The organism is Bacillus sp. UMB0893 (genome assembly GCF_002858905.1).
Taxonomy (GTDB): Bacteria; Bacillota; Bacilli; order Bacillales; family Bacillaceae; genus Bacillus_P.
Window position 1 is genome coordinate 29,655 of sequence record NZ_PKLB01000001.1, and the last position, 24,589, is coordinate 54,243.

22 protein-coding genes and 1 riboswitch are annotated in these 24,589 nt (G+C 39.6%); of the genes, 11 read left to right on the forward strand and 11 right to left on the reverse strand.

The features are described 5' to 3' along the window. The first annotated feature begins 136 nt into the window (after nucleotides 1–136). From CYJ36_RS00135 to CYJ36_RS00150, 4 genes are all read left to right on the forward strand, one after another. The gene (locus tag CYJ36_RS00135) at nucleotides 137–1,081 is read left to right on the forward strand and encodes a nucleoside hydrolase (RefSeq protein WP_101563646.1); all 945 of its coding nucleotides are present in this window, start codon (nucleotides 137–139) and stop codon (nucleotides 1,079–1,081) included. A gap of 368 nt (nucleotides 1,082–1,449) precedes the next feature. Next, entirely contained in the window at nucleotides 1,450–5,688 is a 4,239-nt protein-coding gene (locus tag CYJ36_RS00140; protein ID WP_101563649.1) for a tetratricopeptide repeat protein, read from the forward strand. An 11-nt stretch (nucleotides 5,689–5,699) separates the two neighbouring features. Next, nucleotides 5,700–5,876, forward strand: a complete 177-nt coding sequence (locus CYJ36_RS00145) for a hypothetical protein (RefSeq protein ID WP_219621047.1) — start codon at nucleotides 5,700–5,702, stop codon at nucleotides 5,874–5,876. Nucleotides 5,877–6,008: 132 nt separating this feature from the next. Further along, nucleotides 6,009–6,947: a manganese-dependent inorganic pyrophosphatase gene (locus CYJ36_RS00150; protein WP_101563653.1), complete on the forward strand. Its 939-nt coding sequence runs from the start codon at nucleotides 6,009–6,011 to the stop codon at nucleotides 6,945–6,947. A gap of 361 nt (nucleotides 6,948–7,308) precedes the next feature. On the opposite strand, the gene CYJ36_RS00155 is transcribed toward CYJ36_RS00150, so the two are convergent. From CYJ36_RS00155 to CYJ36_RS00180, 6 genes are all read right to left on the reverse strand, one after another. Next, nucleotides 7,309–7,437, reverse strand: coding sequence for a YjcZ family sporulation protein (locus CYJ36_RS00155; RefSeq protein ID WP_101563655.1), 129 nt, complete (start codon nucleotides 7,435–7,437; stop codon nucleotides 7,309–7,311). Between the two features lie 164 nt (nucleotides 7,438–7,601). Further along, the gene (locus tag CYJ36_RS00160) at nucleotides 7,602–7,793 is read right to left on the reverse strand and encodes a hypothetical protein (protein WP_101563657.1); all 192 of its coding nucleotides are present in this window, start codon (nucleotides 7,791–7,793) and stop codon (nucleotides 7,602–7,604) included. 140 nt (nucleotides 7,794–7,933) lie between these two features. After that, a complete protein-coding gene (locus CYJ36_RS00165; RefSeq protein WP_101563659.1) occupies nucleotides 7,934–8,803 on the reverse strand; it encodes an SDR family oxidoreductase in 870 nt (289 codons plus the stop codon). A 351-nt stretch (nucleotides 8,804–9,154) separates the two neighbouring features. Then, on the reverse strand, nucleotides 9,155–12,574 hold the full coding sequence (gene metH / locus CYJ36_RS00170; RefSeq protein WP_101563661.1) for a methionine synthase: 3,420 nt from the start codon (nucleotides 12,572–12,574) through the stop codon (nucleotides 9,155–9,157). Continuing rightward, a complete protein-coding gene (locus CYJ36_RS00175; RefSeq protein ID WP_101563663.1) occupies nucleotides 12,567–14,420 on the reverse strand; it encodes a bifunctional homocysteine S-methyltransferase/methylenetetrahydrofolate reductase in 1,854 nt (617 codons plus the stop codon). The genes metH and CYJ36_RS00175 overlap by 8 nt, the downstream gene beginning before the upstream one ends. Before the next feature lie 80 nt (nucleotides 14,421–14,500). After that, nucleotides 14,501–14,632, reverse strand: a riboswitch (SAM riboswitch). Nucleotides 14,633–14,739: 107 nt separating this feature from the next. Further along, nucleotides 14,740–15,231, reverse strand: coding sequence for a YajQ family cyclic di-GMP-binding protein (locus CYJ36_RS00180; protein ID WP_101563665.1), 492 nt, complete (start codon nucleotides 15,229–15,231; stop codon nucleotides 14,740–14,742). 172 nt (nucleotides 15,232–15,403) lie between these two features. Between CYJ36_RS00180 and CYJ36_RS23450 the strand changes: the two genes are divergently transcribed. The 4 genes from CYJ36_RS23450 to CYJ36_RS00195 all read left to right on the forward strand — a co-directional run bounded on the left by CYJ36_RS23450 (nucleotide 15,404) and on the right by CYJ36_RS00195 (nucleotide 19,506). After that, complete coding sequence (locus CYJ36_RS23450) at nucleotides 15,404–15,541, forward strand: hypothetical protein (protein ID WP_180849966.1); 138 nt, start codon at nucleotides 15,404–15,406, stop codon at nucleotides 15,539–15,541. Between the two features lie 189 nt (nucleotides 15,542–15,730). Beyond that, entirely contained in the window at nucleotides 15,731–16,585 is an 855-nt protein-coding gene (locus CYJ36_RS00185) for a CvfB family protein (protein ID WP_101563667.1), read from the forward strand. A gap of 287 nt (nucleotides 16,586–16,872) precedes the next feature. After that, a complete protein-coding gene (locus CYJ36_RS00190) occupies nucleotides 16,873–17,841 on the forward strand; it encodes a BMP family lipoprotein (RefSeq protein WP_101563669.1) in 969 nt (322 codons plus the stop codon). Between the two features lie 12 nt (nucleotides 17,842–17,853). After that, entirely contained in the window at nucleotides 17,854–19,506 is a 1,653-nt protein-coding gene (locus tag CYJ36_RS00195; RefSeq protein WP_101563671.1) for a methyl-accepting chemotaxis protein, read from the forward strand. Between the two features lie 91 nt (nucleotides 19,507–19,597). Here the strand turns inward: CYJ36_RS00195 and CYJ36_RS00200 are convergent, their stop codons facing one another. Both CYJ36_RS00200 and CYJ36_RS00205 read right to left on the reverse strand, forming a co-directional pair. Further along, nucleotides 19,598–19,729: a DUF3941 domain-containing protein gene (locus tag CYJ36_RS00200; protein ID WP_101563673.1), complete on the reverse strand. Its 132-nt coding sequence runs from the start codon at nucleotides 19,727–19,729 to the stop codon at nucleotides 19,598–19,600. Nucleotides 19,730–19,782: 53 nt separating this feature from the next. After that, nucleotides 19,783–20,643 carry a DegV family protein gene (locus CYJ36_RS00205; RefSeq protein ID WP_101563675.1) on the reverse strand — a complete coding sequence of 287 codons (861 nt, stop codon included), beginning with the start codon at nucleotides 20,641–20,643 and terminating at the stop codon, nucleotides 19,783–19,785. 209 nt (nucleotides 20,644–20,852) lie between these two features. On the opposite strand from CYJ36_RS00205, the gene CYJ36_RS00210 reads away from it, so the two are divergent. After that, nucleotides 20,853–21,695, forward strand: a complete 843-nt coding sequence (locus CYJ36_RS00210; protein ID WP_101563676.1) for a YitT family protein — start codon at nucleotides 20,853–20,855, stop codon at nucleotides 21,693–21,695. A gap of 14 nt (nucleotides 21,696–21,709) precedes the next feature. After that, nucleotides 21,710–22,183 carry a BsuPI-related putative proteinase inhibitor gene (locus tag CYJ36_RS00215; protein ID WP_101563678.1) on the forward strand — a complete coding sequence of 158 codons (474 nt, stop codon included), beginning with the start codon at nucleotides 21,710–21,712 and terminating at the stop codon, nucleotides 22,181–22,183. A 32-nt stretch (nucleotides 22,184–22,215) separates the two neighbouring features. Here CYJ36_RS00215 and CYJ36_RS00220 read toward each other — a convergent pair whose 3' ends face one another. From CYJ36_RS00220 to CYJ36_RS00225, 3 genes are all read right to left on the reverse strand, one after another. Next, nucleotides 22,216–22,488 carry a DUF3813 family protein gene (locus CYJ36_RS00220; protein WP_101563680.1) on the reverse strand — a complete coding sequence of 91 codons (273 nt, stop codon included), beginning with the start codon at nucleotides 22,486–22,488 and terminating at the stop codon, nucleotides 22,216–22,218. Beyond that, nucleotides 22,489–22,638 carry a hypothetical protein gene (locus tag CYJ36_RS23455; RefSeq protein WP_180849968.1) on the reverse strand — a complete coding sequence of 50 codons (150 nt, stop codon included), beginning with the start codon at nucleotides 22,636–22,638 and terminating at the stop codon, nucleotides 22,489–22,491. A 106-nt stretch (nucleotides 22,639–22,744) separates the two neighbouring features. Beyond that, a complete protein-coding gene (locus tag CYJ36_RS00225; protein ID WP_101563682.1) occupies nucleotides 22,745–23,557 on the reverse strand; it encodes a Cof-type HAD-IIB family hydrolase in 813 nt (270 codons plus the stop codon). Between the two features lie 213 nt (nucleotides 23,558–23,770). Between CYJ36_RS00225 and CYJ36_RS00230 the strand changes: the two genes are divergently transcribed. Then, nucleotides 23,771–24,547 carry an alpha/beta fold hydrolase gene (locus tag CYJ36_RS00230; RefSeq protein WP_101563684.1) on the forward strand — a complete coding sequence of 259 codons (777 nt, stop codon included), beginning with the start codon at nucleotides 23,771–23,773 and terminating at the stop codon, nucleotides 24,545–24,547. Nucleotides 24,548–24,589 lie beyond the last annotated feature (42 nt).

Consider the following 24,589-nt stretch of genomic DNA (forward strand, 5'->3'; position numbering starts at 1 on the left):
GGAGATTTCTTTTTAAATTCTGAAGACACTTAAAAGCACTTTCATTTTTGCATAACAAAAAGAATGATTATTAGAATGGAAGTTAATTTATGTCCATATAAATGAATAAAATAAATATCTTTTAGGTGGTTTTATGATGAGAAAAATTTTGCTTTTTGCTGATCCTGGGATTGATGATTCCCTTGCCATCATATATGCATTATTAAATCCGAAAATTGAGCTGCTCGGAATCGTAACGAGTTATGGAAATGTTTCGAAACAGCAGGCAACTGAAAATGCAGCCTATTTGCTTCAGCTTGCAGGAAGAGAGGATATCCCGGTCATAGTAGGCGCGACCTTTCCTCTTACCGGCGAGGTCTCGGTTTATTATCCGGAAATTCACTGTGAGGAAGGTTTAGGACCGATAAGACCGCCAGAGGGCATGAAAGTAAATGTGAAGGAGTTCAGTTTTATTTTCACAATTATTGAACAGAACAAAGATCTAACAATCGTAGATACGGGACGAATGACTGCACTGGCAAATGCATTTAATTTAAACCTCGAAATAATGAAAGAAATCGAAGAAATCTATTTAATGGGAGGAGCCTTTTTCGTACCAGGAAATGTCACACCTTTAGCAGAAGCAAACTTTCACGGGGATCCAATCGCTGTAAACGTTGTTCTCAAATATTCCAAAAAAGTATACATTACTCCTCTTAATGTCACAAACAATGCAATTGTGACGAGACAAATAGCGGGTTACATATACTCCATTGCTTCAAACCCCTATAAGGATCTTATTCCATCCATTATAAACTACTATACGGATGCGTACGCTAAGCTAAGGCCAGGTGGAAGCGGCGCGTCTATTCATGATGTGTTCACATTGTACTTTATGCTGAACAAAGATAAGATTTATTCCGTCACAAAAAATGTAGAAGTAATTGTTTTGGAAAATGCCAGGGGTCTCAGCTATGCTGACTTTAGAAATAATCTGATGCCTACTGGAGCCCGTCATACAATAGCACTGAACTTTCAATATCAGGACTTCATAACGGATTTTATTAGTGTCATGTCATCAGATGTTAGACGGACTCATTAATGAGTTCGTCTTTTTTTTTGCAAAGAGCGCTCCTGATTGTGGAAATATATGTTCTGACCGCTCACATCCTGCTTTTGACCGCTCGTCCCTGAATTATGCCGTTCAAATCGATTTCTGACCGCTCAGCACTGTTTATCACCGTTAATACAATTATTCCCAGATCCACAAACAATATCAATTGCTGAATCCCCTTCTTTCACCCGCAGATGCCTCTTTTTCTTTTGGTCAATTCACTCTCTAAAGCAGGGCTCAGAATTGCTCAAAAAAGTATGGCATGACTTCCCGCTTTTATGATTACAAATAAGCGAAAACAGAGTATATTTAAATGGAATGGCTTCTTATTCTGAATAATCTGGCGAGGGGTAACTATGAAAATATCATACATAGAGGAAATGCTGAAAAAGCATGACTATTCTGCTGCAATCAGTCACTTTTTAATAGAATATCGTGAAGTTGTGAAAGAGAAGAAACTTTCCCATTACCGCAGATTCATTCGGTCCTTTAAAGACGAAAAGCAGATAAAACTCTTATTGCAGGTTTTAGATGCTTCACTAATGGATCAAATGAGCGGGATCTTGATCAGAGACAGTTATCGCAGATTAAAAACACCGCAAACCGCCCTATGGTATTGCGAACAGTTAATTGATGAGAATCGATTGATTGAAGCGGAAGATTTGTTAAAGGAACTTGAAAATAAAGATCTCCCGGCTGAGTTGCGGGAAAAGCTCTATTTTAATATGGCTATTGCACTTATTCAAATGCGCCGCTTAAAGGCTGCTGATGCTTATTTAAAGAAGTGTGCAGAAGTGGCAGAAGATTCCATGGATACAAGATGGGCTTATTATTATCTCCAAAGCGGTGAATGGGACAAAGCCATAGAGCGATTAGAATTGGGGAAGAAAGATGAAAAAGAGGGTGCCATTGCCTATTCCCTTCTAGTTCAGCACTTTGCCCTTCAGGGAGAGATGGAAAAAACACAAACCGTATTAGATGATGCATTAAGGTCCTATCCGGATTTTCCAAAACTGATGGTCGAGAAAATAAGGCTATGCTCTAAACAGAAACGCTGGATGGAAATGGAGAAAGTGATTTCTGAGTTAAATGATTTAACTCCGTTTCATGAATATAAGGACATGTGTGAATATTACACAGCTGATGCCTTATACGAACAGAAAGAATTTAAGAAACTTGAAGAATACCTAAAAGAACATAATGAATTTAAAACGGGGTCCCATTACAAAAAATTTAATGACCGTGCAGATAAAAAACATAGAATGCTGAACTTTAAGCCGGTCGTTCAAAAATATAACTTTTGTGTACCTGCATGTGGAGAAATGATTTTCAGCATGTTCGGAAAAACATACAGCCAGGATGAGATTGCAGAATCTGTATATACGATTTCAGGTTCAAAATTAACAAAAGCAATTGAATACTTTGAAGAGAAAGAGTTTCTTTGCCGTTACTTTTTTGGCAATCAGGAATTATTCAAAACGTTAATCGATCGAAACGCTGCTGTAATGATTAATATCGATTATCCAACGACTTCCCATGTTCAATTGCTAGCAGGATATGATGACAATTTAATGGTATTTCATGTTCAGGATCCTAATCTGCGCGGCACTCATGAAGTAATGTATGAGGATCTAGAACGGGAATTCGGTAATAACGGGGTATTATCCATTGCAATAGTTCCCGAAAAAGATGCCGCGCAATTAGATGTTTTGTCTGAAAAAGAGCATGAAATAGCAGAGAGACTTTTTTCTTTAACGGAGGAAGATGACAGCAAGCTAAGCGTTGAAGATCAGGCTTTTCTTAAGGACCATTTGCAGCATATGGCTGTATCAGCCTATATCATCAAATATTTGCCGAACAAAGTGGATGAAGCCATTTTAGAAACAGCCAGCGGCTATGTTTTTGCTCATTCAGAGGAGTCAGAATATCGCAGTCTTTCAGCGGCGATGGGTTATTTTAGTATAAATAAAATAGAACGCTCAGAAGAATATCTTAAGCAAATCAAGTTCAAACATTATCTTTCAAATTATTGGTATTTAAAAGGGAGAATAAGCTACAGCTCAGATGACTATACAGGAGCGTTTGCATCTTTTAAAGAAGCTGTAAAAAATGAACCGGACGATCACATTCTATGGTCTTATTTAGCTCTGACCGAACTAAATCAGGACAATCTAAAAGAAGCAATAAAATATTCAGAGATTGCGATGGATATTAATGAAGAAGACGCATTCCCTCAAATAAACCACGGAATGATCTTAATGGAAATGGATAAATTTGTAGAAGCCAGAGCTCTTTTTCACCGTATTCTCAACACAGATAAACACAATGGATATGCATGGTATCAAAGAGCAAAATGCGATAAGGAATTAGGAAGGTACCATCTTGCACTTAGAGGATTTCAGACAGCGATTTCGTTAGAGCCAGATGTCTCTTTAGGCTACCGGGAATTAGCCGGCCTATATGAATTTGTATATGAAGACACTGTTAAAGCAAAAGAGACCCTTCAAAAAGGGATAAATGAATGCGGGGAAAACGAGCTGCTCATCCAAGAACTTGGAGATCTATATGAACGAGCGGGAGATTATGCACAAGCACGAATTTGGTATGAAAAAGCAGCAGAACTGGATGCAGAAGATGTCTATTCCAGGATTTCACTTGCTTCCATTTTTAAAGAAGAAGGAAAACTCGAACAATGCTTCCAATCAATCAATTTATACTATGGAGATTTCCAGAAAAACAGTGAGTTTCTCGTAAATGCCGGAAAGCTTATGTGGGCTGCTGCTGAAGAAATGGAAGAAAAGGAATCTCAAATAGAACTTGCGCTGTCGTATGTTGAAAAAGGGATATTATATGCGACGGAGGCCGATTTGGAAGAAGCGCTTGAGGTTTATGTCAATCTTGTTTCTGAGACGCCCTTTTATCGACGCGGACTCAAATTCCTGGAAAGCTTAAGGAACGATAAAACACGAGAAGAATTTTTGCTGATCAGTTACATTGGCTGTTTATATGAAGCTCATGGCTATCTTGATAAAGCAAAAGAGTATTTTGATGAAGCAATTGCAATAAAGAATGATGATATTCTTCCGTTTTATCGTCTTGGAGAGATTGCATGTAAAATTGAAGACAATGACGAAGCTGAAAAATACTATAAAAAAGTGCTGGAGCTTGATTCCTCACATGAACAGGCTATGCTGGATCTTGCTTCCATTGCTAAGAGAAGAGAAGACAGAGAACAGGAATTAGATTACCTGCTTCGCGCATTTAATCTTAATCCTTATTGCATTCCGGTTGAAACAGTCCTTCAGGTGATGGAAAAACCATCAGAGATTGAAGAATTCAAAGGACATTTGTTAAGTCTTGAGAAAAAGGTGGAGCAGGCATTTTTTTATGATGCTCTTGCCCATGTGCACGGAAAGCTTGGCGATATAAAAGAGGAAGAAAATTGCCTGAGCAAAGCATATGAACTCGCACCTTCTCAATTTCAGATTCTCGTTCATCAAGTGAAGCTTTGGATGAAGCAGGGAAAAGTAAAACAAGCTAAAGCTCAGCTTCATACTTTGATAATGGAAAATAGTGAGAACAAAAGTCTTTACGACACGTGGATTGAACTAATGTCGAGCACGAGATCTATGCCTAAATTGGACAGTGAAATCAGAAAAATGAAGCTTTCCAATCAAGAGAAAAGCATGGTTTTTATGAATGCAGCAGCTGCTTATGAAAGACATTTACAGTCCATGCAAGATGCGGTAGAAGAAGTAGAGGAACAAAAAAGCTGGCTGAAGCGAATCAGAAATTTTTCAAAAGTAAGCTTGAATTTTGGGATTTTAATTGGACTTTACGAAGAATCAATTAAGCTTGACCGTGAAAATAGTGCAGCTGTATTTTGGTTCGTTGATTTTTATGAAAACTCTGGTTTATCTGAGGACGCCATCAAAGTTCTTGAGCAGTCCATTCGCCATAACTGGGATCCGGATATCGCATACAGGCTGGCGGGACTTTATGTGAATGAATACGGAACTGTCAGTGAGAAAAAGGCTGTAAAGTATTTATCAGAGGCATGCAATCTGCTGGAAACATTGTTAGAAGATAATGAGGATCCCGATTATTTTAATCTGTTTGGAGTTGCCTTGACTGAACTCGGTGAATATGAAGAGGCAGAGAATGCTCATTTGCGTGCAGTAGAGATCGAGCCGGCAGTTGAAAAAGGATATTTTCATTTGTCGAGAATCTATGAAGCAATGGAAAAATACAAAAAAGCAGAAAAAGCTATCGCTAAAGCTATCGATATTGATCCAAATGATCATGATAATTATAATCAGCTTGGATTGATCTATAAACATCAAAATAAAATGGAACAGGCACTAGGTGCGGTAGAAAAAGCCATTTCTATGGAACCAGAAGATTTAATCAGTTTATACAACAGAGCCTGCTATCTTTCCATTTTAGGCAGATTTAAAGAATCTGCAGATCAGCTGGAAACTCTTTATAAGCTTGATGAGGAATTTATTTTCACAGAGATGGCAGAAGATGATGAAGATTTAGAGCTTCTAAAGGAAGCAGGGTATTTTCCGTTAAATCCTCAGATGAAAAGGTGAATTTGATGTTAGTGAAAACATCAATTGAACTGGAAATGAATTGTGAGTATAGAAAACATCATTCATTTTCACTGCAAGAACTAAAGAGCTGGGAACTGCCAGTTGCGGCTGCCAGACTTACTGAATCGATCCCGCTTTATGAAAAGGTCAGGCTGCTTTCAATCATAAGATCACACTTGAAAAAGTAGGCAGAACGGTTAAAATAGGATATAAATTGCTTTATACTTAAAATTGAGACAGTGAACAGCGTGATTTTCTGTTAAAATAAGAAAATATATGTACATTAATCCTACACCATATACAGCAAAGGAGTTTTTAACATGGAAAAAGTACTTATCTTTGGTCACAAGAATCCTGATACAGATACAATTTGCTCTGCCATTGCGTATGCAGATCTGAAAACAAAGCTTGGATTAAACGTTGAGCCAGTGCGTTTAGGTGAAATCAATGGTGAAACTCAATTCGCATTAGACACATTTGCGGTGAAAGTTCCCCGTTTTGTAGAAACCGTTGCAACTGAGGTAAATCAAGTGATCCTGGTTGATCATAACGAACGTCAGCAAAGTGTGAGCGATATTGATGATGTCCGTGTACTTGAAGTCATCGATCACCACCGCATTGCCAATTTCGAAACAAGTGATCCATTGTACTATCGTGCAGAGCCTGTCGGATGTACGGCAACCATTTTAAACAAATTGTACAAGGAGAATGGTGTAAGCATTCCTAAGGAAATTGCGGGTTTGATGCTTTCTGCTATCATCTCTGACTCTTTATTATTTAAATCGCCAACTTGCACAGAGCAGGATATTGCTGCAGCACGTGAATTAGCAGAAATTGCAGGAGTTGATCCTGAAGTTTATGGACTTGATATGCTAAAAGCCGGTGCTGATTTAAGTGACAAAACAGTTGCTGAACTTATCTCATTAGATGCGAAAGAATTCTCTATGGGCAACTACAAAGTAGAGATCGCACAAGTAAATGCTGTTGATCCGAATGATGTATTGGTTCATAAAGAAGAAATAGAAGTATTGATCTCTTCTGTCATTGCTGAAAAAGAATTGGATCTTTTCGTCTTTGTCGTAACAGACATCTTAATTAATGACTCAGTTGCTCTGGCACTTGGGCGCGAAACACGTGCTGTTGAACAGGCATACGGCGTTAAGCTTGCAGATAACATGGCTCTTTTAAAAGGCGTAGTCTCCCGCAAAAAACAAATCGTGCCTGTTATTACGGATATTTTAACTAGCACGGAAGTTTAATAAAGATAGCTAAATCATTATGAAACGCATGGATATTTACAATCCATGCGTTTTTTTGTACATTAGCATTGTTGCTTTTAATCGTTATTTCAGGGGATTGGAGCTCTGATAGTAAGATCTAATTTTCAGGTAGTTAGACCTGGTTTCCGGATAATAAGAGGGCTAGTGCAGATAGTTAGAGTCGCATTTGGGATAATAAGACGGGATATAATTAGTTCAGGATTCATGTAAGATAGCGTTAAATTACCCAGTGCAGTTAGAAACATGCTGTTAGTGGTTTTATTCTAGAGGTTCAGGTATGACTTTTGTATTTGTTATAAAAAAACGGCATAACCAGGAGGTTAGCCGTTTTAAGCAATCTTTAGCAGTAGCCGTCGTATCCAGCTCCACCAACAAAAGAAGCACCGATGATAATTAACAAAATAAACAATACGATGATTAACGCGAAACTGTTATTGTAGCCTCCGCCGCAAGTTCCTTCTTTACTCATTATGAATTCCTCCTATTTAGCATTTATGATCAAGTTAGCTCAAAGTTAAGATATGCCAAGATTAAGATTATGTTAGCCTATTTCTATTGAGATAAGATAGGAATGAAAAGTGCATAAAAAAACCGGCGATTTTATTCACCGGTTATTACTTAGGATGCAATAAGTTACTTATGGCCATGAAATAAATTTTTAAAGCCTTTAAGGATAAGAACTAAAGAAAAGACTAAAATAGCTATAACTCCAACAATTTTTACAAAAGGCGCTAAAAATGCTAAAAATCCTAAAAATCCTGCTACTTTAATTAATGCAAAGCCAGCGATAATGCCTGCTAAAAATAAGAAAATCAATCGATCCATGTGTTTCCCTCCTCTCTAATTCTATTGTATGTAACCGTTTGCTAATATGTATTAGTTAAAAACACATTTTCAAAGTCATGCCATAAAATTTTCATCAAAAAAACGCTTGAAATATTCTTCAAGCGTTTCGGGATTTGTTTCTAGCCATTGATAATCTTTCCGCCGTTCACATGGATCATCTGGCCGGTAATATAAGTTGAATCTTGGCTTGCAAGGAAGACATAGCTTGGTGCAAGTTCTTCCGGCTGACCTGGACGTCCCATTGGAGTATCTGCCCCAAACTCAGAAACCTTTTCAGCATCAAAAGTAGACGGGATTAGAGGTGTCCATATCGGTCCGGGAGCCACACCGTTTACTCGGATTCCTTTTTTGACCAGAGACATGGAAAGTGAGCGTGTAAAAGCTGTAATGGCTCCTTTCGTTGCAGAATAATCAATCAGCTGTTCATTTCCTGCATATGCCGTAATCGATGACGTATTAATGATGCTGCTTCCTTCCTTTAAATAAGGGAGAGCAGCTTTTGTTAGATAAAAGAATGAGAAGATATTGGTTTTAAATGTCCTTTCAAGCTGCTCTTTTGAAATTTCCTCAATTCCAGCCTGCGGATGCTGCTCAGCAGCGTTATTGACTAGAATATCGATTTTCCCTAGTTTAATAACGGTCTCGGAGACGATTTGCCTGCAATAAGATTCCTCTCCAATATCGCCTGCCATCAGATGACATTGACGTCCTTCCTGCTCAACTAACCGCTTTGTTTCATTTGCATCCTCATGTTCATTCAAATAACAAACAACAACATCGGCGCCTTCCTTTGCATAATGAACAGCAACCGCACGCCCTATTCCTGAATCCCCTCCTGTGATGATGGCCACCTTATCAAGAAGTTTCCCGCTGCCTTTATAGTTAAGCGCATCAAACTGCGGCTGCGGATTCATTACATTTTCATGCCCTGGCTGAACATCCTGATGCTGTGCAGGCATCGTCTGCTTATTTTGGCTATCTTGACTCATCTTGCATCCCTCCATGTGTTATTCAGGCTTAGTATGGTGAAAAATCTGGATAAGTATGTTGAATATGTACGTTGTATTTATTCCCTGATTGAATGAGATGAAACATAAAATTCAATAAAAAAGGCTGTTTTCACATTGATTGTTGTTTTGGGATAAAAATTTCTACCATAGATTTCCGCTGCAGGCACTTGCTTTCCGCAGGGAGGGATAGGAGCCTCGGGGTCTCCCATTCCCTCTATTTCCCGCAGGAGTCAAGTGGCTGCAGCGTAGATCACTCAAGGTTTTAACCATTTTTCTAAAAGCAGCAAACTTTACGAAAAGGGCCATAAAAAAAGAACCAAAACCGAAGTTTTAGTTCAAAACATTAAAATACCTTGCTTCAGGGTGGGCAACGACAATAGCTGTAACAGAAGCTTCAGGCTCCATCATAAATCCTTCTGTGAGATTGATGCCAATGTCTTCTGGAGTAATAAGATCAAATAATTTAGCCTGATCATCTAAATTTGGACAGGCTGGGTAGCCGAATGAAAAGCGCTGACCTTGATATTTGGCTGAAAAGCGCTGATCCATTGTAAAATCAGGAGGATCAGGAAAGCCCCATTGATCGCGGATGAGCTGATGAGTCCGTTCTGCAAGCCCTTCTGCAAGCTCAAGCGCAAGTGCCTGTACGACATGGCTTTTCAAATATTCTCCTTGCTCTTTAAATTGATTTGCGATTTCCCTTACTTTTTTACCGGCTGTTACTGCAAAGAAGGAGACATAATCTCTTTGTGAACCTTCTTCTTTTGGGCGTATATAGTCCGAAATACTCCGATGCGGAAGCTTAGTTTGTCGAGGAAATTCAAATGTCTGCATAATTTTTTCTGTCTCAGGGTCTAGAATATGCAGCTTGTTTCCGTCAGATTCTGCCGGGAAAAATTGATAAACGGCAGCAGGCTGGAACCAATTTTCTATTTGTCCTTGTATGATTAACTCATCGATTGTTTCTTTTAAAGCAATTGCTTTTGGATCTTTGTTACGTATTAACTCTTTCACTTTTCCCTTTAATCCGAGATGATGGCCAATCAGCATTTGCATGTTGATATAAGGAATCAAATGGGTAAGCTCGATGTCTTTAAGGATGTGCCTCTTGCAATCCTCTGGCTGAAAATAAGGAGAAGGTGTGAGCTCGGCTCTTTTTTCGAGCAATTCTGTTACCGCCAGAGTTGTCTTCTTGATTGAAGCTCTGTCAGGCACAACTTCTTTTTTCTTGAATTGTGATGGATCCACTCTGATTCTGTTTGCCAGTGATAATCCATCCATCGCGTCTTTTGCATAAATAACGGGACCGTTATACTGTGGAGCAATTTTGCCATCAGCAAATTTTCTCGAAAGAGCCGCTCCGCCAACCATGATTGGCACAGATATTTCAGCTTCCTTTAAATCCTGCGCGGTCAGTACCATTTGCTGTGCGGATTTAACGAGAAGGCCCGAAAGTCCAACGATATCCGGATTTTCTTTTTTAACTGCCAGAATCAGATCCTGAGGTGTCACTTTAATGCCTAAGTCCACGACCTTATAGCCATTGTTGCTCAAAATAATGTCGACAAGATTTTTCCCAATATCATGAACGTCTCCTTTAACGGTTGCAAGCAGAATCTTGCCTTTGCCGCTGTCATCCTTTTTCTCCATATACTTCTCTAAAAAGGAGACAGAAGCTTTCATAACTTCTGCGCTTTGGAGTACTTCGGCTACAATCAGCTGGTTTGTATTAAATAACTCCCCAACCTCTGCCATGCCTTTCATGAGTGGACCGTTTATGATATCAAGAGGTGTGTTGTACTCTTTTAAGGCAATCTCAAGATCTGCAAGCAGGCCTTCTTTTGTTCCTTCAACGACGTATTGAGCAAGACGTTCTTCTAACGGCAAGGATTGAACCGGTTTTTTGGCGGTTTTCTTTTTTCCTCTATAGTGGTTCGTGAACGTTGCCAATGTTTCGTCATTTGTGCTGAAAAGCAGTGTTTCTGCCATTTCAATTTCCTCTTTAGGAATTGAAGCAAAACGCTCAAGTTTTTCAGTATTCACGATGGCATAATCTAGTCCTGCTTGTGTGCAATGGTATAAATACACGGCATTCAGGACTTCCCGGCCAACGGGGGGGAGGCCGAATGAAACATTGCTGACACCAAGAATGGTTAAGCAATGCGGCAATCGTTCTTTTATTAGCCGAATTCCTTTTATTGTTTCTTCAGCTGAGCCAATATATTGTGCATCTCCAGTTCCAACTGGGAAAACGAGCGGATCAAATATGATATCAGATGGGTGTAAGCCATGCTTCTCTGTCAATAATTCAAAGGAACGGACGGCAATATCAACCTTTTGTTCAGCCGTCAGCGCCATTCCTTTTTCATCTATCGTGCCGACAACAACAGCTGCTCCGTATTTGTGAATGAGAGGGACTACTGCATCAAATCTCTCTTCACCGTCTTCTAGATTGATGGAATTGATGATCACTTTCCCTTGTGAATAAGCAAGCGCCTTTTCAATGACTTTTTCATCCGTTGAATCGATGACAAGCGGTGCTTTTACTTTTTTCGTGACTTCTTTCATAAATGCTTCCATATCTTCTAATTCTTCGCGATCTGGGTCTGCAAGACAGATATCAATGACATGGGCGCCATTTTTTACTTGGGCACGGGCTATTTCGGCAGCTTCTTCAAATTTCTGCTCGGCTATTAATCTCTTGAATTTTCTAGAGCCAATGACATTTGTCCGTTCTCCTACGAAGAGAGGACGCATGGAATCATCATAGATAAGCGGGTCTATTCCAGATACAGTATGGGCAGGGTCACGATCCGGCACTGACCTTGGCTGAAGCTCACTAACGGCATCCGCTATTGCAGTGATGTGTGCAGGGGTTGTGCCGCAGCAGCCGCCGACAATGTTCAGCCAGCCCTGTTCCGCAAATCCCTTCACTTTTTGAGCAAGAGATCGCGGTGATTCGTGATAATTGCCTTCTTCATCAGGCAGACCGGCATTCGGATAACAGCTGACAGCTGTATGTGCCATACCTGATAACGTTCTGATGTGATCAGTCATAAACTCAGGCCCTGTTGCACAGTTAAGTCCTACAGATAATGGCTTCATATGCTCTAGGGAGATGAAAAAGGCCTCAATATCCTGACCTGCGAGTGTTGTTCCCATTGGCTCGATTGTTCCAGAAATCATCAGCGGAACTTCTTTTCCTGCATTATCAAAGGCTCGTTTGATTCCGAGAAAACCTGCTTTTACATTCAATAAATCCTGACTTGTTTCGAGCAAAAGCAAATCAACACCGCCGGCAAGCAGACCAAGCGTCTGTTCCTCGTAATTCTGAATCAGTTCTTCAAACGTAGCACCGCCGGTTACAGAGAGCGTTTTGGTCGTTGGTCCCATTGAGCCTGCAACATAACGCGGCCATTCTTCTGTTGAATATTTTTCTGCTGCTTTTTTTGCGATTTCTGCTGCTTTCTTATTTAATTCGAACGAGAGATGACCAAGATCATACTCATCAAGGACTATTTTGGTTGCTCCAAATGTATTGGTTTCAATAATATCTGCTTTTGCTTCCAGGTAAGCTTCATGAATCGATTCGATTACATTTGGTGCCGTTATTGTTAAGTATTCATTGCAGCCATCATATTCTTCACCGCCGAAATCAGCTGCAGAAAGATTTGCATCTTGTATCATGGTGCCCATCGCTCCATCAAGAACGAGGATTTTTTTCTCTAGCTGCTTTTTTATATCAAACATGCGTAATCTTCCTTTCATTGACCTCAGATTGTTTCATATGGATGTAGTTTGTCAGTTCAACTGTTAATTCATAGTTTAGAAATGGTGTGATTAAGTAGATACCATTAAATAAGTCAAATGCAGCATCAATTAGCCTTTTAGCAATGGCTAATCCTTCCTGATAAGCTTTTGCGCGGTCATCACCTGCCTGAGCCATTGTTTCTCTGATGCTGTCTGATAATGTGATGCCGGGAATTTCATTATGAATAAACTCTGCATTCCGGCTGCTCGTAAGCGGCATGATGCCTATATATATTGGCACTTTAAGATGCTTCGTTTCTTCGTAAACATCGACCAGCTGTGATTCTGAATAAATTGGCTGGGAAATAAAATAGTCTGCTCCGCACGCGATTTTCTTCTCTAGTCTTTTCACGGCTTTATCAAGATATTTCACATTTGGATTAAAGGCTGCCGCAACAGAGAAATTTGTTTTTTCTCCAAGCGGTTTTCCTGAATAGGAAAGTCCGTCATTAAATTGTTTAATTAAGCTGATCAAATCAAACGATGAAAGATCATAAACTGATGTAGCTCCTGGAAAATCACCGATTTTCGATGGATCCCCTGTAATGGCAAGCACGTCTGTAAGACCTAACGTATGAAGACCCATTAAATGTGACTGCAGGCCGATTAGGTTACGGTCACGGCAGGTGATATGAATCAGTGAGCGAAGCCCTAGCGACTGCTGGACAATGGAGCCGACAGCAACGTTGCTTATACGCGGTGAGGCAAGTGAATTATCTGCAAGCGTTAAAGCATCAATACCGGCAGTTTGCAAGGCTTTTGCCCCTTTTAAAAACTTATCGATTCCAAGTTTTTTTGGGGGATCAAGTTCTACAATCAAAGAACGTTTCTCTTTAACCATTTCCTGCAGCGGAGGATATTTCCGTTCAGCGGCAGAAGTAACAGAAATTTCTTCTTTCCGTATTTTTACCTTTTTTTCTGTGACAGGAGGAAGCCCTTTTAATGCTTTTGCCATTGCTCCAATATGTTTTGGTGTCGTGCCGCAGCATCCCCCAATCAGTCTTGCTCCTTGATTTCGAAAAGCGAGTGCACTTTCGGCGAAATATTTTTCCCCTGAGCCGTAGACAAGTCTGCCTTCTTCTAGAGTCGGCAAGCTGCTGTTCGGATAGACGGACAAATAAGCTTTATCAGGAAGCGGAATTTCTTCTAATGATGAAAGCATATGATAAGGGCCGAGTCTGCAATTCAGTCCAACAACATCTGCACCAAGTGCTTCTAGCTGAAGAAGGCCTTCATGAAGCGGGGTTCCATCCTGTAAAACACCAATTTCATGAAGTGAAATATTCGTGATTATTGGGATATTCGTTTCTTTTCTGGCAATCTCTAAAACTGTTTTTATTTCTTCTAGATCATAATAAGTTTCAAGCAATAGTCCTTCTACTTCTTCGTTCAATAAAAGGTAGAGCTGCTCTCGGAAGTTCCGTTTAATCTCCTCAAGTGAATGAGCGCTTTTTTTGAAGGCACGAACCCCTCCAATGGTTCCGAGAATATAAGCTTTCTTGTTCGCGGCTGCTTTTTTTGCGATCTGAACGGCCTGCCGATTGATGGATCTCACGTCATCTTCGAGTCCATATCTTGATAATTTAATATAATTGGCTCCGTAAGTGTTCGTTTGAATCACATCTGCGCCAGCTTCAATGTAAGCCTTATGAACATTTAATATTTCATCTGGCTTTGACAGGTTTAATTCCTCAAAACATCGATCTACTCCGTGTGAGTATAGGAGTGTTCCCATGGCTCCGTCGCCTATAAGGATCCTGTTCTTTAAATCTTCTAAAAGTGTCATGCTTCCAAGCCTCCTCTAAACAGTGAAAGAAAAACAAAAAAAGCCTTCCAAGAAGAAGACTTTTGAACGTTCAGGACTTCTTCTTATCGTTCGATGGTTGCATCGCTGGAATTAGCACCTTGGAATGAGCTCTCTGCTGATTACAGATCCTCTCATTATGCCAGGTTGCTGAAGCTTCAAAGGGCCAGTCCCTCAGCTTCTCTAGATAAGAATGTTGAAATATGAAATTTTGCATGTGAAAAGATATTATATCTAATTTACATGTTTTTTCGATGAGATTCAATACAAAAGTAAAAGTTTTCTGAATAGAAGGGGAATTTTAACGGAAATTTATGAATTGAACATCAATCGGCAAATCCGCTCCCCGAACAGCTGCAATCACTTGCTGAAGATCATCCTTATTTTTTCCGGTAACACGTACTTGATCGTCCTGGACTTGAGTTTTTACTTTCAATCCGGAGTTTTTAATAATGGCATTAATCTTTTTTGCATTATCTTTATCAATTCCTTGAACAAGCTTAGCACGCTGCCTGATCGTTCCGCCGGATGCACCTTCAATTTTCCCGTAATCAATATTTCTTGTTGCTACATTGCGCTTAATTAATTTAGAAATAAAGACATCCTTTAACTGATCCATTTTAAACTCATCATCAGAAATTAATACAAGCTCTTCTTTTTCCAAAGAAATGCTGCTTTTGCTGCCTTTGAAGTCATAGCGCGTGCCGATTTCCTTCATTGTCATCGTAATCGCATTTGTCACTTCAGGCATGTCTACCTTTGATACAATATCAAACGAACTATCTTTCGCCATAAGAATCCTCCCAAAAGTTTATATTATCTATAGATTATAGTAGAATAAACAGAGCATAACAACTAATGAAGTGCGGAATCGCCTGTTTAGCCCCGAAAGGCACAAAAGGGGCTGACGGAGAAGTCCGGTTTTGACTTCACCGTCAGCACCGTTGTGACCGAGGGGTTAGGCGATGGAGCCGGACAAAACGAAGTACAGAATCGCCTGTTTAGCCAGACAGGCAAAGAAGGATTTGCCTGAGAAGTCCGGTTTTGCCTTTACCGGCAGCACAGTTGTGACCGAGGAGTTGGGCGATGGAGCCGGCCAATAATGAAGTGCGGAATGCCTGTTTAGCCAACGATTCGACTAAAAAGTCGATTTTAACTTCATTAATGGACCCGTTGTTACAAAGCAGTCTGGCGGTGTAGGACCGCTCAAATTTGTCGGCGCATAAAATGCCGCTGCAATTTCAAAATATAATTAGAAGCACCCTATAAAAGAAAGGAACGAATACCATTTGATGAATCCAGGAACGTTTATGACGCTTTCGATAGATGAAAAACTAGATTATGGCTATTATTTAACAGATGGGGAAAGCCGTGTGCTGCTGCACAAAACTGAAATCACCGAACCAATTGAAGGCAAGGATGAGGTTGAGGTATACTTAGTCGTTGACCATGAAGATCGTCTTGCCGCAACGATGAAAAAACCAAAAATCACTGAAGATCATTACGATTGGGTAGAGGTTGTTAGTGTCAGAGAGGACATGGGAGCGTTTGTTGATATTGGTTTATCAAAAGATGCGCTTGTGGCAAACGATATTCTGCCTGCCTTTTTAGAAGTGTGGCCAGAAGAAGGGGACATGCTCTATTGTTCTCTGAAAGTCACGAAAAATGGCAGGTTCTTCACGAAGCTTGCGACAGAAGATGTAATGCAGGAAAATATCGTATCTGCAGATCGAGCAGCCAACAATCAAAGCGTATCTGGCAGGGTCTACAGAATGATTATTGCAGGTTCTTATATCATTACAGAAGAGGGTTATAAAGGATTTATTCACTCTTCTCAGCGTAAAAGGGAGCCCCGTTTAGGAGAGCTGGTAACTGGCCGTGTGATTGATGTAAAGGAAGATGGCACAATTAATGTATCCCTGCTGCCGAGAAAGCACGAAGCATTGGACACAGATGCTCAGCAGCTCTATGATTACATGGAATCAAGAGGCGGAGCAATGCCATATTTTGATAAAAGCGATCCGGAAGATATTAAAGAACGCTTTAACATGAGCAAAGGTGCATTCAAACGGGCGATTGGAGCATTGATGAAGGCCGGAAAAGTCTATCAGGAAGACGGCTGGACATATTTTAAAAAGGAACAGTAAGCGATAAAATCGCTTGCTGTTTTTTTGTTTTGCAGCTTGCGGATTTGTGCGAATTTAGAGACGAGGATAGTTGGACTCCCATTTCGGCGAGTAGAAGTGACATACCGGCGAGTAAGCCTGACTTTTTTGAATTCTAGGGTTTAGCTGAGCAATAAAATGAGCAGGAAATTTGGTGGCGGAATAATAAAAAATCCCTAGTAACTCAAATTCATGCTCCAAACAATAAAGATTTTTCATTTTCTGTCGATATCACATGTGGAGATACTTTTGAAGGAGAGAGAACATCAATGAAAAGAACCCAAATAACAGTTTTGCTTTCATTTTGCCTCATCATCATGCTTGCTGGATGTGGACAAGCTCAAACTGCAAGTAAATCAGATGAAAAGATAAAGGTAGGCATCATGCTGTCAGACGTCGGACTGGGCGATCAGTCTTTTAGTGATTCAGCATTTAACGGATTAATCAAATCCCGCGAAGAACTTGGGATTTTGTTTGATTACAGAGAAATAAAAGATACAGAAACATATGAAAAAGGACTGACTGAATTAGCAGAGCAAGGCAACGATTTCGTTGTAGGACTAGGATTTATGGTTCAGGAAGATCTTGAGAAGGTTGCGAAAAAATATCCGAAACAGAAATTTATTTTAATAGATGCTGTTTCAGAGCTTGAGAATATAACGTCTATTACGTTTAAAGAGGATGAAGGAAGCTTTTTAGCGGGAGTTGTGGCCGCAATGACATCGAAGACAAATACAGTAGGATTTATTGGCGGTGCAGATGTTCCGCTTATTAATAAATTTGCAGATGGATTTGCAGAAGGTGCAAAGGCGATTAAACCGGATATCACGATTATTACCGAATATGCCAATGATTTTGGCAACGATAAGCTTGGCAGTGAAATGGCAAAAAAGATGATTGCCAATAAGGCGGATGTTTTGTATGCAGCTGCAGGGTTTACCGGAGTAGGCGCTCTGAAGGCAGCACAGGACAGCGGTGTTTACGCAATTGGTGTTGACAGCGATCAGTATTTTTACGCTGAAAAATCTGTCATTACCTCTATGCTGAAAAATGTCGATGTCGGAATCTATCAGCTGCTTGAGGACTTTGTAAAAGAAAAAGAAGTTCCAAAAGGTCACGTAGAGTTAGGTTTAAAAGACAACGGTGTTCAGCTTGCACCGATTCGTGTCATCTCACTTACAGATGAACAGCAAAAAACGCTGGATGAATGGCAAAAGAAATTAGCAGAAGGCAACTAGGGAGGATTATAAGTGTCACTTAAAAAAAAGCTATTGCTGAATTCAATCAGCATCGTGCTGATGGCAACAATAATGATCGGTTTTATTATCGTTAATATGCTGTCCATACAGTCATCTAATCAAAATGAGGTTCCGGTTTTATTAAATATTGAAAAACTTCAAGGAGAGCTGACCGTTACAAAGCAAAGCTTAAATAACTTTGCCTTTTCACTCACTGATGCTCAAAAAGAAGAGGCTCTTCAATCTCTTGAGAGAAATAAGAAGCGTTTTTCGGAAATTAACAAAACGGTAAAGGATAAAAATACAGAATTAGCACTGCAAAAGGCGTTGGATAAATTCAGCAGTTTTCAAGAAGAGACTGTTAAAGCTTTGAATGAAAAAAATCAGGCTGAAGCGAAACGCCAATCTGTTCGAGTGGATGGAATATCAAACGATGTCTATTTGATGAACCTTTATGCTAATGAGCGCTATGATATGCTGCAGGTGAATTTGAAGAAACAAATTGAATTCGTCATTTTCTCAGCCTTAATTGGGACGGCGATATTAATTCTTGTCTCATCATATATTGTCATTCGAATGACAAACAGTATTACAAAGCCGCTAATAGGACTTTCAAGACAGGCAAGGGATATTGCAAATGGCAATTTGGCTGTGTCCTCTATTGTTTATAAAGGAAACGATGAAATAGCTGCTTTAAATGATTCATTTACTGCAATGACCCGCCAGCTTAAAGGGCTTCTTTTTTCAATTGACAGCGTAAGCAAGGAAGTAGAAGGATTCGCAAAAGATCTGGAAGGGGAAAACCGGGCGCTGACTGAAATAAGCAACCAGGTAGCCGTTTCTACAGATGAATTGTCAGCGGGATCTCAATCCATTTCTTCCGATCTTCAAGATGCCGTTACACTGATAGAAAGAATGGATCTTGATTTCAGCGAAAATGTAAATCGTTCTGAACAATCCGTTCTATATGGAAAAGAAACCATGCATTCGATCGCTTCAGGTCAAACCGCTATTAAAGCACAAAGAGCTCTTATAAATGAAAATATGAATACAACCCAGCAAATTGAGGATTCCACAAAAACGTTTGTCGGGTACATGACGAAGATTGAAGATATGGCTAAGGTCGTTTCAAATATTGCTGATCAGACAAATTTGCTGGCATTAAATGCTGCAATTGAAGCTGCACGCGCTGGAGATGCAGGTAAAGGCTTTGCTGTTGTCGCGGCTGAAGTCAGAAAGCTTGCAGAAGAATCAACTGGTGCCACAGCTCAAATTTTCGAAATGGTAAGTCTCATCCAATCAGGAATTTCAAGTATTTCAGAATCTGTAGTGAAAGGTGTTTCCATTGCACAAAAACAGCAGGATTCAATGGATCACACAACAAATGCATTTGAAGACATAGACAGGAAAGTAAATGGAATTACATCTGAACTGAATGACTTGAAATCAGGGATTATGAATTCTAAAAAACTTGGAGAGCAAGTGCTGCAAAATGTAGAAAGCATCAGTGCTGTTGTTGAAGAAACAGCAGCAGGAAGCGAACAAATATCTGCCTCGACTACAGAACAGCTTCTCGCGTTTGAAAAGATGGTTGAAAAAGTAGTTGAATTGAGACAGCTGACAGATGATTTAAATCAAACACTTTCTAAATTCACACTTAAATAAAATGAAAAACAGCAGCGTATCGCTGCTGTTTTTTTATTGATAAGAAGGTATAAAAATTTGAGTCGGAGCTTACCTGGCGTTTACGCTTTTCTTATTTATGATCCGTTTTTTTAGAATATTGTCTCTCGCCTTTTTGACGATTTTTTTCACGCATCATGTTTCTTTCGTGCTCTTTTGCATTATTGTCTTTGGCTTTTTTGTCATTATCGCTAGTATGCGGCATCATAAAACTCCCTTTTAAGAAAGATAAATTTATGTTGCCCTGTATAAAGAATATTATGAGATCGTTTTATTTAAAAAGAAAATAGCGATTGTGCCTGGACCGGAATGAGCACCGACTGAACAGCCTACTGTGTTGATATAAATTTCTTTTGGATGGAATTCAGCCTCAATCATTGATTTTATTTCAAGGGCCGTTTCCTCATCGTCCCCATGACTGATGGCGATCGTCTGATTTTCAAGAGCAATGCCGCGTTCTTTCATTAGTTCGATGACCCGGCGCAAGACTTTTTTCTTGCCTCTGATTTTCTCAAGGGGGATGAGCTTGCCGTCTTCAACATGAAGGAGCGGCTTGATGTTGAGAAGTCCGCCAACAAATGCAGATGCTTTACTGATTCGTCCTCCCCTTGCTAAATACTCAAGATTATCAACAGTAAAAATGTGTTCCGTATGTTCACAAAAATCCTTTACAGAAGCTTCAATTTCATGTAAAGTTTTCCCGTTATTGGCTAGCTGTACCGCATGCTTTACTGCTAGACCCAGCCCGAGGGAAGCGGATTTTGAATCAATAATGGCCAGTTCAAAGTCAGGGAATTCATCCTTGACCTCATTTCCAATCATGACAGCCGTTTGATAGGTGCCTGAGAGTTCTGAAGAAAAAGCTACATATAAAGCTGGCATTTGCTTTTTCGCGAGTTCAGTAAATGTTTCTTTTACATCCAAAGGAGAAATCTGCGTCGTTTTGGCTACTTTTCCTTCACGCATGGCATCATACACTTCTTTAGGAGAAATGGTAACCAAATCGCGATAATCAGATTTTCCAATATGTACACCGAGAGGAAGAAGCGCAACTCCATTTTTTTCAAAGAAATCCAGCGGCAGATCGCTTGCACTGTCTGCAATGATTTTTACAGTCATTCTGACACCTCATTTCATCTTGTTATATGACATTTAGACCCGATGTGCGGGCAGTTAGACTCATGTATAGTTTTAAATTAGCACTTAGCTGAAAAGAAGTAAAGAAACACTATTTAAGCCCTAGAGACAATAATTGTATTGATCTGCAAGAAAAAAGGGTAAATCAGGAATACTATCATTATCTTATAGCCCGGGAGGATTTTCTGCAAATGGTTTATGAAGAAGTAAAAAAAGGTTTGGTTGTTATTATTGGAGCCTTGCTGAACGCTGTTGGCCTGAATTTATTCATGATACCTGCTGATGTTTATGCGAGCGGATTTACTGGCATCGCACAGCTGCTATCAAGCGTCATTGAGGAATATACACCTATTTACATTTCAACTGGAGTTTTGCTGCTCCTGCTTAATATTCCCGTAGCGATTCTAGGGTGGAAAAAAGTAGGGAAATCATTCACTCTTTATAGTGTATTGAGTGTAGCGGCTACAACGGTATTTTTGTCTATAGTTCCTTTATATCCACTATCAGAGGATATTTTGCTCAATGCCGTTTTCGGCGGTGTGATCGTTGCAATCGGTGTGGGAATAACGCTTAAGTATGGTGCATCAACCGGAGGACTTGATATCGTTGCGATGATTCTTTCAAGAATGAAAGATAAACCTGTTGGCACGTATTTCTTTATTTTAAACGGGATCATTATTTTTACGGCCGGATTGCTGTACGGCTGGGAAAAGGCGCTTTACACGTTAGTCACTCTATATGCTTCGACACGTGTCATTGATGCGATTCATACAAGACATGAAAAGCTAACAGCAATGATCATTACAAAAAAAGCAGATGACTTAAAAAAGGCAATTCATGCTAAAATGGTAAGAGGTATTACGATGGTTCCTGCAAAGGGAGCTTTTACTAACGAACAAAAGGACATGCTGATGATTGTGATCACACGCTATGAGCTTTATGATTTAGAAAGAATCATTAAGGAAGTTGATCCCAAGGCATTTACCAATATTATTCAAACAACAGGAATCTTTGGGTTCTTTCGCAAAGAATAGGAGACGTGCAGATTATGAAAAAGATTGCAGCAATCATGTTCGGCTTGTTATTTCTTGTTGGCTGCGGCCAAAGTTCGGTGAAGGATGAATCGGAAGAGGTGTCTGGAAACGTGGAGACTAAAGAGGTTCAATTTACTGTTGATGTAAAAGAAAGCCAGGAAAATGTTCAATTTGAAATGACCCTCAGGAACAACACGGAAGAAGAAAAGAATTTTGAATTTCGCTCAGGTCAAAAATATGACATCATTGTTCTTGATAAAAATGGTGCGGAAGTGTACAAATATTCCAAAGGCAGAATGTTTACTCAAGCAATACAGTATGTCAATTTGCTTCCCGGAAAAAGTCAAACATGGCAAGAAACATGGGACTTGAAAAGCAATGGCAAAAAAGTTGACCCAGGGGAATATGATGTAACTGTTGTCTTAACTGGAAAAGCAGAAGGAGTAAAAACCTTGCAGGCAAAAGAAAAATTAACGGTTTCCGAATAAACAAGGCTGCGGAGAAAATCCGCAGCTTTTGTTTATTTCTTTAGTTCTTCCTGCAATTCACTAAGCTGTGCCTGTTCTGCAGGTGAGGCGTTAGCAAAAGCAGACATTAAAGCAGCCTCAGCTTTTTCTTTCGCAGCCTCATCGGAATGTTCATGCTGCTGTGAATACTGATTTTGCTGAGAATGCTGCTGATTATATTGATTCTGATGCTGCTGATCATGTTGAACATCATGCATCTTGCCGCTTAAAACCTCTCCAGCTCTATTAACGGCTTTACGTGCTGCCTGAAAAAGTTGGTTGCCCATTTAAAAGCCTCCTAAAGAGGTATTTTCTGCCATTTGAGCTTTGCGATCTTCTGACTCAGCTAATGTTGTATGATAAGGGATTCTTTCATCATGTTTGGAAACGGAATCTTTACCTTGCTGTACAAAGCGTTTAGATTTATTACTGCTCATGCGAAATTCCCCCTAAAAGGATATTGGTGACGCTGCTGATGCGTCTTTTATATTCTGTCACAACAAGCGGACAGTTATCGATGGAAATCTTCACTAAAAAAACGCCTTACAGTGATAAGGCGTCTTTTAAATAAATGGCAATGCCATCCTCTTCATTTGTTTTTGTTTCTCTGTTTGCGACCTTTTTAAGCTCTGGAATCGCATTTCCCATTGCCACACCCTGACCTGCATATTTCAGCATTTCAAGATCATTATCCTCATCTCCGAACGCAATAATTCGATCAGCAGTTATGGAGTAAGAATCAGCAATTTTCTTTAATCCGATTGCTTTGTTCATTCCATGTTTGATAAGCTCAATGACATGCCAGGGAGCAGCCCAGCGTCTATGGTCAACGAACTCTGCATGAACATCTGATAAGTATTTGCGAATGTTATCTACTTCATCCTCAGAAGCATGAATAAGAATACTTGTGACATCATCGCCAAGGTTTTCGCGAAGGTCACCTATTTTCACCTCGGGATTTCCCATAGTGAACACATCTAAAAGTTTTTCATCATGATAATGGAAATAAACGCGATCCATAACTTCAGCAAGAATGTTATTCACATTATGCTTTTCGCAGACTTCAACGATTTCTTTCACGATATCTACAGAAAGAGTGGTATGAAAAGCACCCCACTGATCGTCTTTAGGATGGTGAACGAATGCTCCATTGAAGTTTACAATTGGTGTATCAAGCTCAAGCTCATCATAATAAACGGAGCTCGATCTGAATGGCCGGCCAGTTGATATACAGACAATATGACCTGCATCTTTTGCTTTTTTTATGATTTCTTTTGAATAGGAAGAAATCGTTTTATCATCTTTTAATAAAGTACCATCTAAATCCAGTGCAATTAAATAAGGGTTTGTCGTCATAGAAGCTCCTTTATTATCTGAAATAAAAATGTTGTGTAGACTTATTCACGTCAATCCTTGTGAATTCCTGCTCTTTTTTAATAAAATACTCGAAACATTTAAGCATCAATTTTTAGACAAGCAAACAAAATTCTATATATAGTGTATCTTTTTTCCAAGATTATTGTCTACATGTTAAACTTAAGATAAATAAAAAAGAAGGAGGCATACTACATGATCACTGTTGAAAAATTGAATGCTGCCGGAATTCCTCTTCTACATGTCGTAAAGAGCTCTCTCCAAACTAAAAAAACACCATTCGTTATATTTGTTCATGGCTTTACAAGCGCGAAGGAGCACAATTTGCACTATGCCTACCTGCTTGCTGAAAAAGGGATACGTGTCGTTCTTCCAGATGCACTGCATCACGGGGAAAGAAGTGAAAATCTTGCTGGACTTGAGTTAAATTTGCAATTTTGGAGCATCGTAATAAATGAAATCAATGAATTGCAAATGATTAAAGACTATTTTGAAAAAGAAGAATTAATCGATCCCGAACAAATAGGTGTTGCGGGAACGTCCATGGGCGGTATCGTCACACTTGGAGCCTTGACACAATACGAGTGGATCAAAGCAGCTGCAAGCTTAATGGGAAGTCCTTATTATGAACAGTTTTCCCGTAAGCAAATAAAATATATACAAAAAATGGGCATAAAAGTACCGCTGACAGATGCAGAGCTTGAAAATCATTTTTTAAGTCTGCAAGCGTATGATTTAAGCATACATACGGAAAAGCTTGCTTCAAGACCGTTATTATTCTGGCACGGGAAAAAGGATCAAGTCGTACCATTCGATCCAACGTATACTTTTTTTGAAGAAATTAAATCATCTTATGAAGAGAAGCCGGAGTATCTCAAATTTATTGCAGATACGAATGCTGATCATAAGGTTTCAAGAGAAGGACTTATTGCAACAGTTGATTGGTTTGCAGATTTTCTCGTTAATCAATAAAAAACGTAAAAGCAAATAAGTTTAGAATATCTGCGCGTTTCG